Origin of the sequence: Sphingomonas sp. S2-65 (assembly GCF_021513175.1) — a bacterium.
In the GTDB taxonomy this organism is placed as follows: Bacteria; Pseudomonadota; Alphaproteobacteria; order Sphingomonadales; family Sphingomonadaceae; genus Sphingomonas.
This window is the reverse complement of the sequence record NZ_CP090953.1, coordinates 2,935,770-2,953,189: the sequence shown is the minus strand read 5'-3', so window position 1 is coordinate 2,953,189 and position 17,420 is coordinate 2,935,770. Positions and strand designations below refer to the sequence as shown.

At 67.1% G+C, this 17,420-nt stretch carries 13 protein-coding genes; 4 read left to right on the top strand and 9 right to left on the bottom strand.

Going from position 1 to position 17,420, the window contains the following annotated elements; genetic code table 11:
* Positions 1-26: 26 nt before the first annotated feature.
* Positions 27-2,300 (bottom strand): glycosyltransferase family 4 protein, encoded by a 2,274-nt coding sequence (locus tag LZ586_RS13935; RefSeq protein WP_235076883.1) that lies wholly within the window; start codon positions 2,298-2,300, stop codon positions 27-29.
* Between the two features lie 112 nt (positions 2,301-2,412).
* Positions 2,413-2,859 (bottom strand): preQ(1) synthase, encoded by a 447-nt coding sequence (gene queF, locus LZ586_RS13930; protein WP_235076882.1) that lies wholly within the window; start codon positions 2,857-2,859, stop codon positions 2,413-2,415.
* Between the two features lie 53 nt (positions 2,860-2,912).
* On the opposite strand from queF, the gene LZ586_RS13925 reads away from it, so the two are divergent.
* Genes LZ586_RS13925 through LZ586_RS13915 form a run of 3 tightly spaced genes read left to right on the top strand, consistent with a single transcriptional unit; the run spans position 2,913 to position 6,204 of the window.
* A complete protein-coding gene (locus LZ586_RS13925; protein WP_235076881.1) occupies positions 2,913-3,758 on the top strand; it encodes a sulfurtransferase in 846 nt (281 codons plus the stop codon).
* Positions 3,755-4,933, top strand: a complete 1,179-nt coding sequence (gene metC, locus LZ586_RS13920) for a cystathionine beta-lyase (RefSeq protein ID WP_235076880.1) — start codon at positions 3,755-3,757, stop codon at positions 4,931-4,933. The genes LZ586_RS13925 and metC overlap by 4 nt, the downstream gene beginning before the upstream one ends.
* On the top strand, positions 4,933-6,204 hold the full coding sequence (locus LZ586_RS13915) for a mechanosensitive ion channel family protein (RefSeq protein WP_235076879.1): 1,272 nt from the start codon (positions 4,933-4,935) through the stop codon (positions 6,202-6,204). The genes metC and LZ586_RS13915 overlap by 1 nt, the downstream gene beginning before the upstream one ends.
* Before the next feature lie 15 nt (positions 6,205-6,219).
* On the opposite strand, the gene LZ586_RS13910 is transcribed toward LZ586_RS13915, so the two are convergent.
* A complete protein-coding gene (locus tag LZ586_RS13910; protein ID WP_235076878.1) occupies positions 6,220-7,710 on the bottom strand; it encodes an ABC transporter permease in 1,491 nt (496 codons plus the stop codon).
* Positions 7,707-8,624 carry an ABC transporter ATP-binding protein gene (locus LZ586_RS13905; protein WP_235076877.1) on the bottom strand — a complete coding sequence of 306 codons (918 nt, stop codon included), beginning with the start codon at positions 8,622-8,624 and terminating at the stop codon, positions 7,707-7,709. Before LZ586_RS13905 ends, LZ586_RS13910 begins: the two co-directional genes overlap by 4 nt.
* Positions 8,625-8,733: 109 nt before the next feature.
* Between LZ586_RS13905 and LZ586_RS13900 the strand changes: the two genes are divergently transcribed.
* Entirely contained in the window at positions 8,734-9,873 is a 1,140-nt protein-coding gene (locus LZ586_RS13900) for a GNAT family N-acetyltransferase (RefSeq protein ID WP_235076876.1), read from the top strand.
* Here the strand turns inward: LZ586_RS13900 and LZ586_RS13895 are convergent.
* The 5 genes from LZ586_RS13895 to LZ586_RS13875 all read right to left on the bottom strand — a co-directional run bounded on the left by LZ586_RS13895 (position 9,870) and on the right by LZ586_RS13875 (position 17,370).
* Positions 9,870-11,534, bottom strand: coding sequence for a hypothetical protein (locus LZ586_RS13895; protein ID WP_235076875.1), 1,665 nt, complete (start codon positions 11,532-11,534; stop codon positions 9,870-9,872). The two genes, LZ586_RS13900 and LZ586_RS13895, sit on opposite strands and share 4 nt — an antisense overlap.
* Positions 11,535-11,543: 9 nt before the next feature.
* Entirely contained in the window at positions 11,544-12,986 is a 1,443-nt protein-coding gene (locus LZ586_RS13890; RefSeq protein WP_235076874.1) for a hypothetical protein, read from the bottom strand.
* A gap of 61 nt (positions 12,987-13,047) precedes the next feature.
* A complete protein-coding gene (locus tag LZ586_RS13885; RefSeq protein WP_235076873.1) occupies positions 13,048-14,388 on the bottom strand; it encodes a sulfatase-like hydrolase/transferase in 1,341 nt (446 codons plus the stop codon).
* A 13-nt stretch (positions 14,389-14,401) separates the two neighbouring features.
* Complete coding sequence (locus LZ586_RS13880) at positions 14,402-16,108, bottom strand: hypothetical protein (protein WP_235076872.1); 1,707 nt, start codon at positions 16,106-16,108, stop codon at positions 14,402-14,404.
* A 44-nt stretch (positions 16,109-16,152) separates the two neighbouring features.
* Positions 16,153-17,370 carry an argininosuccinate synthase gene (locus LZ586_RS13875; RefSeq protein ID WP_235076871.1) on the bottom strand — a complete coding sequence of 406 codons (1,218 nt, stop codon included), beginning with the start codon at positions 17,368-17,370 and terminating at the stop codon, positions 16,153-16,155.
* Positions 17,371-17,420 lie beyond the last annotated feature (50 nt).

The following is a 17,420-nucleotide window of genomic DNA, read 5'->3' as shown; positions in this document are numbered from 1 at the left end:
ACTCTACCGCACCGTCGCCTTGAAACTCAGGCGACGGCGGCTCGGCGGGTTGTTGACACGTTTTGCGCGCGCTTTCCAAGAGCAGAAATCGCGCAATTCGCCAGTTGAAGCGCCAGGATCGACTCCGCGCCCTGATTGCGGTTGAGGCCGCTGGGCATCAGCCCGTCGAAGCAGCCGCCATCCTGGGCAGTGGCCAGCGGCAGCTCCAGGTCGTTCGCACCCAGATACCAGCGATAGGCCTTCAGCGCCTCGTCCATCCAGCGCGCGTCGCCGGTCGCTTCATGCGCCGCGACACAGGCGTCGACAGTCGCCTGCGCTTCCAGTGGCTGCTGGTCGAACTGCAGCGGTTCGGCGTAGGGCCGGCCGAAGCTTTCCGATCCGACGGCGCGGAAACGGCCCTCGGGCGAGGTCTGGCGGCCGACGATCCAGTCGAGCGTTTCCAGCCCGACATCGATAAAGTCCTTGCGGCCGAGCACCTTGCCGGCACGCAGCAGCGCCTCAGGCAGCCGGGCATTGTCATAGGCGAGAACGATCTCGAACCACTGCCATTCGGGCCGGCGGGCCTCGTCGAGCAGCGTGATCAGCTCTTCACCATAGCGGGTCAGGATGTCGCGCGAGAGCGAATGGCCGGGATGCGCCTCGATCATGGCAGCCGCGCCAAGCATCGCGAAGGCATGAGCGCGTGGCGCCTGCAGTTCGAGTGCGATCGATGCGGTGGTGTCGAACAGCATCGACGCCCAATCGCGGTGCTTCTGCGCCCGTGCATCGCGCGCGGTGACACCCAGCGCCCAGATCGCGCGGCCGTTCGAGTCCTCAGATCCCACGTCCTCGCACCAGGTCCGGTCGAAGTTCATGAAGTTGCGGAAACGGCGCGCGTCGGGATTCCAGGCATATTGGACGAACGACGCGTAGATGCTGGTCCACTTGTCGCGGAGCGTCTCGTCGATGTCGTCGATCTTGCACATCAGGATCAACGCGCGGGCGTTGTCGTCGATGCAATATCCGTGGCGGCGGTCCGGCACCGAATAGATCGAGTGCTGGAGCATGCCGGTGGAGTCGCTCATCCGCTCGACCGCAGCGAGGTCAGGCTTCAGCGGCGTCATCTCTGCGGTGGGCCGGCCGAGCTGACGCGGGGCCTTTCCCAGCATCCCGTTAAGCTCGGTCATGGCATTCTCCGCAAGGCGCGACCAGATCATCGTCCGGCCGCGCGCATAGGCCCGCTGGGACAGTGCCGCACGCGCCACCTTATCCGACAGCAGGCGGTCGATTTCGGTGGCGAAGCCGGCGCTGTCGCCGAAATCGACCAGCACGCCGTGATCCTGGTCCAGGATCTCGGTCGCATGGATATAGGGCGTCGAGATCACCGGCTTGCCCACGCCGACGGCGTAGGACAGCGTGCCAGAGGTGATCTGCGCAGGATTGCTGTAGGGCGTGACGTATAGGTCCGACGCCTGAAGATAGTCGATCAGATCGTCATAATCGACGAATGCGTCGATGAACTGGACATGCTCGGCGACGCCGCGCGCCTCGGCCAGCGCCTTCAGCCGGTCACGATAGGCTTCGCCTTCATGCGCCACCAGGTTCGGGTGGGTTGCCCCCAGCACCACATATAGCGCGTCGGGATGCTTGGAGACCACCTGCGGCAGCGCCGAGATCATCGTCTCGATGCCCTTGTTCGGCGCGAGCAGCCCGAACGTCAGGATCACTTCGCGGCCTTCCCAGCCGAACGCCGGCTTCAGCGTGTCGGGATCGGCGAACTGGCGATCCGGCACGCCGTGCGGGATCATCACGATCTTCTTGTCGTCGACGCCGTGGACGCGCTTCAGGATGTCGCGGCCCTTCTCGGCCATGACGATCACCCGCTCGGAGCGGCGCAACAGCGCGTCCATCACGCGGCGCTCGTCGGCGCTGGGCTTTTCCAAAATGGTATGCAGCGTAGTGATCACCGGGATCGACAACCGGTCGGTCAGCGCCAGCAGGAACTCGCCGGCCGCGCCGCCATAGATGCCATATTCGTGCTGGATCCACAGCGCCTGCGCGCCGCTCGCTTCGATCGCGCGCGCGGCGTCGAGATAGGCGCAGCGTTCATCCTGCGGGATCGCCCGGGTAACCGCCGGGGGATAGTCGTAGCGCCCGGGATGGTCGTCCATCGCATAAACGTCGACTTGAAGCTCGGGGAACCGCTGCTTCAGCGCAAGGTACGTATCCGTCGTGTAGGTGGCCAACCCGCACTTGCGCGGAAGGAAGTTTCCGATCAGCGCAAGATGACCGATCTGCGGCCCGTTCATCGACGGCAACATCCCCACTCCTTCGCTGCTGCAAACAAACCAGGCGCGTCGCACCCGTTACAATCTGCTCAACTCAGCAGAGGGAATATGGTTGCAGGGATGTTGCAGCGCAATATGATTCAAGTTAGCCGCGGCCGCGATAGCCCGGCACGTCCTGCGCCGGGATCCACACACCCGCCGGCGCCTCGCCCGATTGCCAAAACACGTCGATCGGGATGCCGCCGCGCGGATACCAATATCCGCCGATCCGCAGCCATAAGGGCTTCATTTCCGCGAACAGCCGCTCGCCGATGCCGACGGTGCAGTCCTCGTGAAAGGCGCCATGGTTGCGGAAGCTTCCCAGGAACAGCTTGAGCGACTTGGACTCGACGATCGTCTCGCCCGGCACATAGTCGATCACCAGGTGCGCGAAGTCGGGCTGGCCGGTGATCGGGCACAGCGAGGTGAACTCCGGCGCGGCGAAGCGGATCATGTAGCGGCTGCCGGGCCGGGGATTGGGTACGTAATCGAGCTCCGCCGCTTCGGGCGAATCAGGGAGAGTCGAGGCCTTGCCGAGATGCTTTGCGTCCATGGCCGGCCATGTAGGGGTTTGCCCGACGCTTTGCATCCTCCTAGACCGCGATCATGGAAGCGCTGGTACCTACCGACTGGCTGGCCGAAAGGCTGGACGCGCCGGATCTCGTCGTGCTCGATGCGAGCTACACCTCCAAGCTGCCGGGCACCCCGGCCAACGATCCGAAGGCGGACTATGCCGCGGGGCATATCCCCGGCGCGCGGTTCCTCGATCTGGACACGCTGGTGGACGCGACCGATCCGCTACCGTCGACGCTGCCCTCGCCCGAGCAGGTCGCCGATCGCCTGCGCGCCCTGGGAGTCAATCGAGGCACGCAAGTCGTCCTCTATGAGAATGGTCCCCATCATAGCGCGTGCCGCGCCTGGGTGGTGCTGCGGACCGCGGGGCTCGACGCCGCGCTGCTCGACGGTGGTCTGGCCACGTGGAAGCGCGAGAGCCGGCCGGTCGACACCGAAGTCCCCGCGGCCGGTCCGGGCGATTTCGCCGCTGGCCCGTCGCTGACCGACACGCGCAGCTTGGCGCAGATGCTGGCCAATCTTGCCGACGGCCAGGAGCAGGTCGCGGACGCGCGCTCCGCCGCGCGCTTCACCGGCGAGGAACTCGATCCACGCCCAGGCTGCGGCTCGGGCCACATTCCGGGATCCAGGAACATCCCGTATGGCAGCTTCTTCCAGCCCGATGACCGCTGGAAGAACCCCCGGGAGATCGCACAGCTGTTCGCCGATGCCGGCATCGACCCCGCGCGGCCACTGGTCGCCACCTGCGGATCGGGCATCACCGCGGCGGTGATCCTGTTCGCCGCACATCTGCTCGGCCATGATGCAGCCCTGTACGACGGCAGCTGGTCGGAATGGGGTGCCGATCCGGCTACGCCAAAGGCTATGGGGCCGGCATGAAGAAGGACGCCACGCGCATCGTTTCCGCCGGCCGCAAGCCGGAATGGACTCAGGGCATCGTCAATCCGCCGGTGTGGCGTGCATCGACCATCCTTTATGACTCGGTCGCCGAGCTGCGCGGACGCGGGGCCGCCGACACGCACCACAAGCTGTTCTACGGCCGGCGTGGCACGCCCACGCAGTGGTCGCTCGCCGACGCGCTCACCGAGCTGGAGCCAGGCGCCGAAGCCACCCTGCTCTACCCCTCGGGCGTCGCCGCGCTGACCACCGCGCTGCTCGCGGTGCTGGAACCCGGCGACCAGCTGCTGATGCCCGACAGCGCCTATGATCCTACCCGCAACTTCGCGACGGGCATGCTCAAGCGCTTCGGAGTCGAGACCATCTTCTACGATCCGTTGATCGGCGCCGGGATCGCCGATCTCTGCACCGATCGTACCAAGGCGATCCTGATGGAAAGCCCGGGCAGCCTGACCTTCGAAGTGCAGGATGTGCCGGCGATCGTCTCCGTCGCCAAGGAACGCGGCATCACCACCCTGATCGACAATACCTGGGCGACGCCGCTGCTGTTCCCGGTGATCGAGCTCGGCGTCGATTATACGATCCTGGCCTGCACCAAATACATCGTCGGCCATTCCGACGTGATGCTCGGCTCGGTCACTGCGGCACCCGGCCAGTACCAGCGGCTGCGCGCCGCGACCTATGAACTGGGCCAGACCGCCAGCCCCGACGATGCCTGGCTCGGCGCGCGCGGGCTGCGCACGATGGCGGTCCGGCTCGACCAGCATGGCCGATCGGCGCTGCGGATCGCACAGTGGCTCAAGACCCGCCCGGAAATCGCCCGCGTGCTGCACCCCGCGCTTCCCGACTGTCCGGGCCACGCCATCTTCGCCCGCGACTTCAAGGGCGCGTCGGGCCTGTTCTCCTTCGTGCTGAACGGCGGCAACGACGCCGCGCGCAGCGCGCTGATCGACGGGCTCGAGCATTTCGGCATCGGATACAGCTGGGGCGGCTTCGAAAGCCTGGCCATCCCGGTCGATCCGCAGCGCCATCGCTCGGTCACCACCTGGCACGCCGAAGGTCCGCTAGTCCGTCTCCAAATCGGCCTCGAGGACCCCGAAGACCTCATCGCCGATCTCCAGGCCGGCCTCGCCCGCTTCGCGGACGCACGCGGCTGATGGACCAGCTCGGCGACTGGCTGGCGGGCCACGACTTGCCGGGAACCACCGAGCTGACCGAGGCGCTGATTGCCGCGGCCTTGGCTGCGCTCGGCCTTGCGCTGGGCTGGCTGGCCGGCCGCCGAATCGGCATCCGAGTCGCCCAGGCTTGGGCAGAGCGAGTCCACCAGCCGATCGAAACGCTGCAACTGCGCGTGTGCGAGATCGTCCGCTGGGGTGCGGCATCGATCCTGCTGTCGCTGGTCGCCGCTGCCTGGCCGTGGAGCGCGCTCGCGGCGCTGGTCGTCGGCCTGGTCCAGGCAACCGCGGTGGCGATGCTGGCGGGCGGCGTGCTGCGCGGGCTGAACTTGCCGCGCTGGGCCGCGTGGAGCCTGGCGGCGCTCGCCTTTGTGGCCATCCTGTCGCACGCGATCGGCGGGCTGATGGTGATCGAAACGACGTTCGACCGCGTCGGCGTGCAGGTCGGCCGCCGCAGGATCACGCTTCTGTCGGTCCTGACCTTCGGCATCACCGTGCTGCTGCTGTTCGCCGCGGTCCGGCTGGTGAACCGGGTGCTGTCGCATTCGATCGCCCAGGCGCGCGGTTTCGACGCCACCCAGAAACTGCTCTTCCAGAAGCTCGCCGCGATCGCGGTGGTGGTGGCCGCCTTCTTCGTCGGCGTGGACCTGCTCCAGATCGACCTCACTGCCTTCACGGTCTTTTCGGGCGCGTTCGGGCTCGCCATCGGCTTCGGCCTGCAAAGGACAGTCGGCAATTTGATCGCGGGCATCATCCTGCTGATGGACCGCTCGATCAAGCCGGGCGACGTGATCGTCGTCGGCGAAAGCTTCGGCTGGGTGAACAAGATCGGCGTGCGCGCGGTCAGCGTCATCACCCGCGACGGCAAGGAGCATCTGATCCCCAACGAGAACCTGATGACGCAGGAAGTGGAGAACTGGTCCTATACCGACCGCAACGTCCGCGTGCGTATCCCGGTGACCGTCGCTTATGGCTGCGACCTCAAGCTGGCGCAGGACTTGATGCTGCGCGCCGCTAAGGAAAGTCCGCGCGTGCTCGGAACGCCGCGCGCCAATGTCTGGCTGACGGCGTTCGGCGAAAAGGGTGTCGAGCACGAGATCCTGTGCTGGATCAGCGATCCCGAAAGCGGCGTCGGCAATGTAAGGAGCGACGTCCTCAACCGGCTATGGGCGCTGTTCAAGGATCACGGCATCGAGATCCCCTATCCGGTGCGCGACATCCGCGTGAAGGAATGGCCGAAGGGCCAGCCCTGATCCGCACCCGAGTAATCAGCCCCGATTGCGCATCAACCCCAGGATTTCGCCCAGACCCGGCCGTCCGCCGCCGTTCAACAGGCTCGCCCGGAACACGCGGCCGAGCAGGAACAGCTCCACGGCGATGAAGACCACCAGCACCGCGCCCGCGCCGATCACTTCCCACGCCGGCATCCCCGTCCCCAGTCGGGCCAGCACCGCGAACGGCGTGTAGAGCGGCAGCCACGTCATCACCTGGATGCCCATACCGGCCCCACCGCGCAGCACGGCCGGCATCATGACCGAGATCGGCATCATCAGCAGCACGATCACCGGCGTGAGATAGCCTTGGGCGTCGCGCATCGATTCGCTCATCACCCCGATCACCAGGAACAGCATCGACACCATCAGATAGCCCGCGATGAAGAAGAACAGGATCGTCGCGATGCTCCCGAGCGACGAGATCGGTTCCAGCGCCGGGCGGATGATGTCGGCGATCGCGCCTTGCGTGAAGAACGCGGCGAACAGCCCGCATGCGACCCAGGTCGCCACCATCGACAGCCCCACCGCCACCGTGCCCAGCAGCTTGCCGTACATCAGTTCGTCGGGGCTGACACAGGCGATCACGGTTTCCAGCAGCTTGTTGCTGCGCTCCTCCACGGTGCTCTGCAACAACCAGCTGCCCGACAGGAGCAGCGACATCAGCAACAGGTACACGCAAGCAAGCGGCAGGATCGATCGGATCATCACGCGCTCGCGCCCGGCGCCTTCGGGTGGCGTGGTCACCTGGATCGCCGGCGCGAGTACGCCGGCGGTGGCGGCGGTCGACGCGGCCACGCCGTTCGCCTGGAGGTAGCGCATGCGCAGCTCCTGGGTCAGCACGCCCTGCAGCTTCTGGACTAGGTCCGCGCGCGGCTGCCCATTGGTCCAGATGCGGATGTTGGGCGAGGGACCGAAGCCGGCCGGGATCAGCACCACATAATCGATCGGCTTGGTCTTGGACTCGGCTGCGGGTCGCAGATGCGGCTCCAGCGCCCTGTCGAGCGCGGCGGGCGACGCCCTCTCGACCTCGGCCGGCGTGGCGACCACTCGGAAGTCCGCGTCCGGAACTTCGAACTCGTCGGCATCCTTCGGCGAAACCGCGCGGATCTTCGCCAGCGCGGCCTGCACCCCGCCCTCGCGCACGAAGCGCTCGACATCGGCGTCGCTGTACCAGCGGCCCTCCTGCGTCCACAGCGCATCCGGCGCGGCGGCTTGCAGGTCATGCCGCCGCACATGGCGGGCGAGCTTGTCCAGGGCCGCGCCTTGTTGGTCCAGCTCTATCCGGTGACGGATCGCGGCCGCCGAACCTCCACCGGCCTGATCCACCAGCATCACCGTCTGCGTCTCGGACTTTTCCATGAAGCGCGAGGCGAGCGGGCCGATGACGAACGCCAGCGGCAGGATCAGCAGCGTCAGCCAAAAGCTGCGCGTCATGGCGATCTGGCGGAACTCCCGTGCCGCCACGAGCAGGATATGCTGGATCATGGCTGAACCTCCGCGCCGCCGACGATGTGGAGAAAGACTTCGTGCAGGCTTGGCCGGCGCTGTTCGAACCGGCGCAGCGCGAACCCGCGCGTGGTGCATTGTTCCAGGATGTCGCCGGGATCGGTGCCGGGCTCCAGCCGCACTTCCCACGCCGTCCAGCCGTCCGCCGGCACTCCAGCTTCCCGCGCGTCCAGCACGCCGCTCAGTTCGCCCGGCCACCGCCTGGCAGTCAGGGTCAGCTGCACCGGCAGCGTCGCGCGTGCCGCATCCTGCGTGCCCTCGAACAGCTTGCGGCCCTTGGCGAGGAGCAGCAGCCGGTCGCACAGCCGCTCGGCATGCTGCATGACATGGGTGGAGAACACCACCGCCGCTCCCCCTTTGGCGGCGCGCAGAATCTCATCCTCCAACAAACCCTGATTGACCGGGTCGAGCCCGGAGAAGGGCTCGTCCAGGATCAGCAGCGCCGGACGGTTCACCACCGCGGTGGCCAGCTGCACCTTCTGCGCCATGCCCTTGGAAAGCTTGTCGACCGTCGTCTTCGCGAACGCGGCGAGCCCGAACCGGTCCAGCAGCGCCAGTCCTTCGCGGCGCGCATCGGCCGCGGACATGCCCTTCAACCGGCCGAAATAGACGATCGTGTCGATCGCGGTCATCTGGCGGTACAGCCCGCGCTCCTCGGGCAGGAAGCCCAGTTGTGCGCTGTTGCCGCGCCCCGGCCGGCGCCCCAGCACCGCGATCGTCCCGGCGTCCGGCCGCAATATGTCGAGCACCATGCGCAGCGACGTGGTCTTGCCCGCGCCGTTTCCGCCCAGGAACCCGAACACCTCCCCAGGGGCGACGCCGAAACTCAGATCCTGCACCGCCACGAAGTCGCCGAAGCGCTTCGCCACCCTGTCCAGCCGCAACGCGTCCATCGAAATACCCCCTGCGGCCAGTCTGCCCAGTGCCGCATCAAACTACAACAGCTCTCGCGGATCAGATTGCCCCTCGCGAACCGCGCGTCCCGCGCCTATCTGGAGGACAGTGAGTGCCCAGCCGATCACCGCCCGCATCGCTCCCGGCGTCCAGTCCCTCTCTGCGGAGGAATGGGACGCCTGCGCCGGCACCGGCAATCCCTTCGTGTCGCACGCCTTCCTGTCCACGCTCGAGCGTTCGGGCTCGGCGAACGCGCGCGCGGGCTGGCAGCCGCTGCCGATCGTGATCGATGGTCCGAACGGCGCCCCCGCTGCGATCGCCCCTGCCTATGTGAAGGCGCATAGCCAGGGCGAATATGTCTTCGACCATGCCTGGGCCGATGCCTGGGAGCGCGCCGGCGGTGAGTATTATCCCAAGCTGCAGATCGCCGCGCCGTTTACCCCGGTTCCCGGCCCGCGCCTGCTGCTGCGCGACGAAAGCCTTGCCGCGCCGTTGATCGCCGCGATCGAGGCGGTAACCGACCAGAACGGACTATCCTCCGCCCATGTCACCTTCCTTGCCGACGGCCAACTGCCGGCATTCGAACGCGCCGGATGGCTGTTGCGTGCCGGTACGCAGTTCCATTGGCAGAACCAGGGCTATACCGGCTTCGACGGTTTCCTCGATGCGCTCTCCAGCCGCAAGCGCAAGGCCATCCGTAAGGAGCGCGCCCAGGCGGTCGAGGGCCTCACCATCCGCCATTTGGCCGGTGCGGAGATCACCGAGCTGTACTGGGACGCATTCTGGGAATTCTACCAGGACACCGGCTCGCGCAAATGGGGCCGTCCCTATCTCACCCGCGCCTTCTTCTCGATGTTGGGCGAGGCGATGGGCGACAAGGTCCTGCTGATCGTCGCCGAGCGCGACGGCACGCCGATCGCGGGCGCACTGAACCTCATCGGCAGCGACGCGCTATACGGCCGCTATTGGGGCGCGACCGAGCACGTCCCCTTTCTCCATTTCGAACTCTGTTACTATCAGGCGATCGATGCCGCCATCGCCCGCGGCCTGGCCCGCGTCGAGGCAGGCGCGCAGGGCGAGCACAAGCTTGCCCGCGGCTATGTGCCGGTCACCACCTGGTCGGCCCACTATATCCCCGACCCGGCCTTTCGCCGCGCGGTCGCCGACTATCTGGAGCGCGAGAAGCAGGCGATCGCGCAGGAACAGGAGTATCTCGGCGAGCTGACGCCGTTCCGGCGCGGCGGCTAGCGCACCGGGCTGGGGGTGGCCACGCCGCTGCCCGGCGCGCGGCCGTCGCTCAGCATGATGTCCCGTTCGGAGCGCGGCACCGGCAGCTCGCCCGGACGCACCACGGGCGCCGGAACGCTATGATCGATCCGGAACAGCGCGCTCGTTCCGTCCCGCCACACCGGCACCAGCCCCTGCTCGAACCGCGGATCATAGGCGGGCGGCCGGATCAGCCAGACATAGTCGAACGCATCGCGCGGGAAGCGCGCCAGCGCCCAGGGTATCGGCCGCCACCATTCGCGCGGGCACTGCACGTCGGTCACCAGCTCCGAGGGGTCATGCGCAAAGCGCTCGGCCGCGGCATAGCGCACCGTAAGTAGCTGCCCGCCCGCCATCGACCATTGGTCGTTAGCATAGGCAAGCTTGCGCTCCAGCGCGAGCCCGGGAAGGTGCTGGACGCGCGTCATCCGCCATTCGTTGTAGCAGGTCTCACCGACGAAGGTGACCAGCCGGGCGCCGCGCGGCAGATGGTCGAGCGCCTTCAGCTCGCGGTCATATTCGCGGTCGTACAGGAAGAAGCTGGCCGTCGTGGCCGCCATGCGCGCAGTGAAGAACGCCATGCCGATCGCCGCCACCACCGCCGCGCCGCGCATCGACAGCCCCTTGGGCCGGATGCCGATGATTGCGATCGCCAGCATGAACGGCACCAGCCGCATGTCGGCATAGGCCGATCCGAACACGATCCGCGGCAGCAGCAGATACACCGCCAGCAGGAACAGCGCCGACAGCGTCAGGTTGCGCGAATATTGGATGTTCGGATCGCGGATGGCCTTGAACATCAGCAGGAACAGCACGCCCAGCGAGGCGAGGTCGAACAGCTGCCAGCGGTCGCGGAACACCTGTACTACCCACAAGGTCTTGGCGCGCCAGTTGAACCAGTTCGCGGTCTGCCCCGTCACGTGCCCGCCGCTGCGCCACAGCACCATCAGCAGCGCCGGCGGCGCCAGCACCAGGCAGTGGATGCCCGCCCAGAACCATGGCTTGAGCCAGCGCTCGACAAAGCCCTGCCCCCGCGCCAGGTCGTGCTGTCGCACGAGCTCGGCGGAGAAGGCCAGCACGCCGAGCGTCCCCCAGCCGAAAGTATGGGTGACCCAGATCGTCGCGGAAATCGGCACGAACAGCAATGCACGCAGCTTCAGATGCCCCAGCCGCGCCAGCCGCAGCCACCATCCGAACGCGATCAGCGCCAGCGCCATCGACAGCGCGAAGTTCACGAAGCCGAAATGGATCGGGAAGGAATAGGACAGCGGCAGCGCGAACAGCGCGGTCGCCGGGATGCGGCCATGCACTTCGCGCGCGATCATCAGCAGCCCTGCGACGGTCATCGCCGGAATGGTGATGATGATCAGCTTGACCGCGAGTTCCAGGCCGAACAGCTTGTTCAGCGGGATGATGAGCAGGTCGACCCCCAGATTGCCCATCAGGCTCCACTGGAAATTGTACCATTCGCTCAGCCACGGGACATGGTCATAGTCGAACTGAACCCGGTACCGGCCCATATGGCCCGGCAGGTCGACCAGTGGCGGAATGTCGGGCCATAGCAGCGGCACGATCGCCATGAGCGTGCACAGAGCCACGAACCACCGTGTCTGCCACCAATGCAACGCGTCGCCCCTGTTCATCGCGCCGCTTTAGGGGAGCAGGGGCGAAGGTTTCAAGCGGACTCGGTACACCGCCGACAGCCGGTTCGACCAGACGAGCTCCAGATCCGGATAAAGCCGGGGATTTGCCGGCATTCCAACCGTCCAGACATGCGTGAAAACACCCCGGGGAAAGCTGCGCAACGCGCCGTCCACCGTCATCGGGCGATAGGTGCAGCCCGCGGAGTAGATCAGCTGCGACGGATCGCTGCGGAACCAGCCGGCGTCTGGATGCCGCGCGCGGAGCAATTGCTGCCCCGCGATGCTCCATTGTTCGTTGGTGAAGATGTCGGCGCGCGCAACGCCGAGCCCGGCGATATGCGGCAGCCGCGTACTCGCCCAGTCACAGGGTTCGGCCACCAGCGACAGCACCGCGCTTCCCCGCGGAATATGCGGTATCGCGTCCGCCGCCTCGCGCTGGGTTTCGCCATAGAGGAACAGGCTGGCCGTGGCCGCCGCGATCCGGACGGCGAAGAACCCGGTAGCCACCGCCGCGACCCATGCGCCGCGCGCCGGCACGGCGATCAGCACCAGCGCCACCGCCGGCGCCAGCATCCGCATGTCGACATAGGATCCGCCGAGCATCACCCGCGGCAAAGCAAGGAACGCCAGGAACCCGATCAGCGCCGCTGCGCCCAATTCGCCCAGGCTTCGGCCCCTGGCCTGCCGCAGCAGCACCACCGCGAAGCCGAAGACGAACAGCGCCGAGAGCACATCGAACGCCTGCCACCGGTCGCGGAACAGCCCCGCCGCCCAGACCAGCTTCGCCTGCCCGGACCATTCGGGGTCGAGACTCACTCCTGGAGCGCGGACCAGCAGGGCGGGCAGCGCCAGGAACAACGCTGGCGGCACCGCATTGACGAGCGCCCGGACCAGTCCCACGCCGCCGCGCCGCAACCGGGCCGCCTCGGCGGCGAAGGCGAACAGCCCGAACATCCCCCATCCGAAGCTGTGGCACAGCCAGAGCAGGCAGGACACCGGCACGAACACGCCCGTGCGCAGCCACAGCCGCCCTTGCCGCCCCAGCGCGATCCACCAGGCCAGCGCGTGCAGCACCAGCGCCGACGCCAGCACGAAATTCACGAACCCGGCCTGGAAGGAGTAGGAATAGACCAGCGCGAACGCGACCGGCGCGGCGGGTGTCAGCCGGCCATGCACGACCCGCGACAGCCGCACCACGCCCCACCCCCAGAGCAGCGGGATCGCAATCACCACCAGCTTGGTCGCCGCCTCCACGCCGATCAGCTTGCCGAACGGGAACACGGCCAGGTCGACGCCGAGGTTGCCGAGCAGCGCCCAGCGGAAGGCCCAATGCCGCTGCAGGTCGGCCGACCGCCCGATCGCGTCGGCGATATGATAGCGCCCGACATGCCCCGGAAGGTCCATCAACGGCGGAAGAGCAGGCCACAGCAGCGGCAGGACGAGCAGCACCATGCATGCCGCCACGTACCAGCGCGTCTGCCACCAGGTCACGGAGCTAGATGGCCCGTCCACCCTAGGACCTCCGCCGTAGCAGGATCCAGGGGACGCGCTCGGGATCGAACGCGGTCCGTTGCCGCCGGTCGAAATAAGGCGGCATGTGATCGCCGACGATCAGTATGTCGGTAGCGGGAAAATCGTCGCGGGTGATCGCCGCGGCAAGCCGATCGTCAAGCTGCTGCCACAGCTGGAACTGCCGGCAGATCATCTCGAACTCGGCGACGGCCGGGAACGCGGCGCGCGGGCATCGCCGGGTATCGAGCGCGGCATCGGTGGGCACCGGCAGATGCGAGTTGACGGTGAGCCAGTACACGAATTGCGGCTTGCCACCCTCGCGAAGCTGCCGCGCGAGGATCGCGGGCACGTCGCGGTCGCAGGCGCCGGGAAACACGCCCGGGCACTTCGCAGCGCCCGCCGCGATCAGGGGATCCCGAAACGTCGCCCGCTCAAAGCCGATATTGGGGTACCAACGGTCACGGTCGAAGAAGCTCCCGTCGAAGCTGTGAATCGCAGAGGTACGATACCCGGCGGCGTGAAGTTTGGCTGGAAGACATGCGTCGTCGCGCCGCTCGACCAGATCACCATAGTCACCCCAGCGCGCGCACAGTTCGCGAATCTCACCGCTGGTGGTGGAGCCGAAATAGGGCGTCGATCCTTGCGTCAACGCATAGCGCGCGGCGATGTCGGGCCGCTTCCACCGGCTGACCAGCAGTTCGCGAACTGCCGGATCGTTCGGGAGCCCCATCGACTCCACCATGATCAACACCAGGTTGCGCTTGCCGTCAGCGTGCGACGCGAAGCCGCTCTGTGCCACGGCCGACGCGAACAGGGCACCATGCGGCGCGCTGCGCTTATAGGCGCCGCGGGTGCCGAACGACATCGCATAGTCGAGACCCGCCGCCGCGACGACAACCGCTACGGCGGTGAGCACCGCCCAAAGCTCGGTGAAGTCAGTACGGCTGCGCAGCAAGCGCGTCGCAGCCACGATCGTGAAGACCAGGCCGAGTCCGAGGAACAGATATTCGATCGAGCTCGCCGGACGCATCTCGACCATGAACTCGATCGAACTCAGCAGCGATCCGATCGCCAGATTGAACATGCCGGCGATGTACGCCAGCACCGAATAAGCGAGTACCAGCAGGAACGCGGCGAACTTGACGGAGTAACGCTGGCTGCGGACGACCAGGCCGGTGACGCCAGTGGCAACGATCTCGGACAGACGCGGCGGTGCGCCGACGATCCACATCAGCCAGAAACCGGCATTGGGCAACAACACCCAGCAGGCCAGCCACGCCCAGAGGCGGCCTGCCTCCTCGCGTCGAATACCGCGCAAGCCGGTAGCAGCGATCGCCATCATGTCCCCCTCCCGGTCAACGGGTAACCCTGTATATCCGTAGCGGCCCCGGTCCCCCGACCGGCGCCAGCCACGCGGGCGCATGCCCAACTTGCAATTGCCGCGCCAGCGTATCAACACCGGCGCTGCGGCCCAACTCGGCGAAGTCGGAAGGGCAGGACACCACATAATCGATTTTTAGCTGGCGGGCGATCGCCTCCGACGCGGACGGCTCCGACAGAAAGAAGCGGTACATCGCCGCGTTGCCGGCCATGTTGCGGTGATAAGGGGCCGCCACCAGCCGGTGCGGCGTAGCCACGACCGCGAACGCGCCGATGTCGATCGACGTCATCGCCGTCCCTCCAGGAAGCTTGGCAAGACGGGCGAGTTCGCCAGGCGACGTACAATTCTCCATTCCCGATGGCGGCCCGGCTGCGGGTGCGGCGATCGACCCGGCCAGCGGATACACGAAGCCGGCGCTGGCGAGCCAACTGGCGGCCAGCGCGACCACGCCCCGGCTTCTGGCAACCGCGATCGTGGCGGCGAGCGCCGGAGCCGCGAGCTGCGCGCCTGCATAGGCGCCGCGCAGCTGCACCAGGGTAATTGCCAGCGCCCCCAGCTGGAACGCCAGCAGCACAACCCAGCCCGCCGCACGCGTACGTATCGCCTGCCACAGGGTCGCGACGACTCCCACGGTCATCAGGCCGGCATAGCCGATCGCATCGGCTACCGGTGCCTCCAACAATGGCCGCGCCTCACCCACATGCGCGAGCCACAGCCGGCGGACGAGCGGGTCGACCGAGCCATATGGATCGGCGCACCGCTGCCCGAGCAACCACAGGACGGCCAACCCCGCCATGGCGACCAGCAGAACCGCAGCGGAGCGAGCCGCGCGGGTCCGCAACAAGGGGCTTGCGGCGGCGAGTGCCAGCGGGCCGAGGGATAGTGCCTGCGCGGCGCGCCAGGCCGTCGCGGTGAAGCCGTCACAGGCCGGGTAGGACCACGCCGAGGTGCGGAAGAGCAAGGCAGCGCCGGCGAGACCGAGCGCCAACGCGGCAGCGTACCCGGTCATCCGCTCCCTGGCGCCTGCGCGGCCGTGCCACCACTCCGCTGTGATGGCCAATCCCCCAACCGCGAGCAGCGGCGCCGTTTCCAAGCCGACGGCGATCGACAGCGCCGTCGCAGCGCCACCCAGTGCCCCGGTGGCGATCTTCCCGGTCCCAAGTACGGCGCGGACGAGCGCCAACAGCAGCACGATTTGCAAGCCGTGATGATCGATCCGGCCGGGCAGGAACAAGGTCGTGGCCGGATATGCGAGCGCCGCGACCGCCATCGCGGTTGCCGCCGCACTGCCGAGCGCCCGTGAAATCGAACCGGTCAGGGCCAGTGCGACCGCAAACAACGTGATCGGCCAGAGCGTCACCGCCGTCACGGTCGCCGCATGCCCTCCGATCAATGGGCCGAGCAGCGCGATCAGCGCCGCGGGCCCCAGATCGGCGGCCCGGGTCCAGTGCATCGCCAGCCCGGGCGGTATACCGATCCGCGCCTGTGTCACATCTCCGAACGCCTGCCCGGCCAGCCAGTCGCGCACCTGAAGCAGGCGGACGGCATCATCGGTATCCGGCAGCCGGAGTGCGCCGAGGTCGCTCCAATCGCGGATCGTCCACGCGGCGCCGAGTACCGCTGCGAGCAGCAACGCCAGCGCAGCGTCGCGCACGAACGTGGAAGGAGCGCGCTGCGTCATGTACCCGGGCTAACCCAACAGGGTTAATCCCGGGTTAGCCAAGATCAGCCCTCGCGCCGCCCCAGCAATCGCAGCCGCAGCGCGTTCAACTTGATGAAGCCCGCCGCGTCGCGCTGGTCGTACGCGCCCTGGTCATCCTCGAAGGTCACGACCTTTTCCGAATACAGGCTGTAGGGCGACTTGCGCCCGGTGACGGTCGCCTGGCCCTTGTAGAGCTTGAGCCGCACCGTGCCGGTCACCTTTTCCTGGCTGTGGTCGATCGCCGCCTGGAGCATCTCGCGCTCGGGGGCAAACCAGAAGCCGTTGTAGATCAGCTCGGCATAACGCGGCGCCAGTTCGTCCTTGAGGTGCGCGGCGCCGCGATCCAGGGTGATCTGCTCGATTCCGCGATGCGCGGCGTGATAGATCGTGCCGCCCGGGGTCTCGTACATGCCGCGCGACTTCATGCCGACGAAGCGGTTCTCGACCAGGTCGAGCCGGCCGATGCCGTGCTTGCGGCCAAGCTCGTTGAGCGCGGTCAGCAGCGTCGCCGGGCTCATCGCCTCGCCATTCAGCGCAACGCCGTCGCCGCGCTCGAAATCGATGGTGATCGTCTCCGGCGCGTCGGGCGCGTCCTCGGGGTTCACCGTGCGCGAATAGACATAGTCCGGCACTTCCTCCCACGGATCCTCGAGCACCTTGCCCTCGCTCGAGGTGTGAAGAAGATTGGCGTCGGTCGAGAAGGGCGATTCGCCGCGCTTGTCCTTGGCCACCGGGATCTGGTGCTGCTCGGCGAATTCGATCAGCCTGGTGCGGCTGGTCAGGTCCCATTCGCGCCACGGCGCGATGACCTTGATGTCCGGGTTCAGTGCGTAATAGCCTAGCTCGAAGCGGACCTGGTCGTTGCCCTTGCCGGTCGCGCCGTGGCTGACCGCGTCGGCGCCGACCATCTTGGCAATCTCGATCTGACGCTTGGCGATCAGCGGCCGCGCGATCGACGTGCCGAGCAGATAGGTGCCCTCGTAGAGCGCGTTGGCGCGCATCATCGGGAACACGAAGTCGCGGACGAACTCCTCGCGCAGATCGTCGATGAAGATGTGCTCGGGCTTGACCCCGGCCATCTCCGCCTTCTTGCGTGCCGGCTCCAGCTCTTCGCCCTGGCCCAGGTCGGCGGTGAAGGTCACCACCTCGCACTTATATTCCTGCTGCAGCCACTTCAGGATCACGCTGGTGTCCAGCCCGCCCGAATAGGCAAGGACGACACGGTTGATCTGATCGGACATGGGGCAGCGACTCCGGGGCTAGTATGAATCGGCGCGCTCTAGGGTTCCCT

Coding starts and splice junctions, on each gene's coding strand:
- LZ586_RS13935 (WP_235076883.1), bottom strand. CDS start 2,300: ATGTTGCCGTCGATGAACGGGCCGCAGATCGGTCATCTTGCGCTGATC.
- queF (WP_235076882.1), bottom strand. CDS start 2,859: ATGGACGCAAAGCATCTCGGCAAGGCCTCGACTCTCCCTGATTCGCCC.
- LZ586_RS13925 (WP_235076881.1), top strand. CDS start 2,913: ATGGAAGCGCTGGTACCTACCGACTGGCTGGCCGAAAGGCTGGACGCG.
- metC (WP_235076880.1), top strand. CDS start 3,755: ATGAAGAAGGACGCCACGCGCATCGTTTCCGCCGGCCGCAAGCCGGAA.
- LZ586_RS13915 (WP_235076879.1), top strand. CDS start 4,933: ATGGACCAGCTCGGCGACTGGCTGGCGGGCCACGACTTGCCGGGAACC.
- LZ586_RS13910 (WP_235076878.1), bottom strand. CDS start 7,710: ATGATCCAGCATATCCTGCTCGTGGCGGCACGGGAGTTCCGCCAGATC.
- LZ586_RS13905 (WP_235076877.1), bottom strand. CDS start 8,624: ATGGACGCGTTGCGGCTGGACAGGGTGGCGAAGCGCTTCGGCGACTTC.
- LZ586_RS13895 (WP_235076875.1), bottom strand. CDS start 11,534: ATGAACAGGGGCGACGCGTTGCATTGGTGGCAGACACGGTGGTTCGTG.
- LZ586_RS13890 (WP_235076874.1), bottom strand. CDS start 12,986: ATGGTGCTGCTCGTCCTGCCGCTGCTGTGGCCTGCTCTTCCGCCGTTG.
- LZ586_RS13885 (WP_235076873.1), bottom strand. CDS start 14,388: ATGATGGCGATCGCTGCTACCGGCTTGCGCGGTATTCGACGCGAGGAG.
- LZ586_RS13880 (WP_235076872.1), bottom strand. CDS start 16,108: ATGACGCAGCGCGCTCCTTCCACGTTCGTGCGCGACGCTGCGCTGGCG.
- LZ586_RS13875 (WP_235076871.1), bottom strand. CDS start 17,370: ATGTCCGATCAGATCAACCGTGTCGTCCTTGCCTATTCGGGCGGGCTG.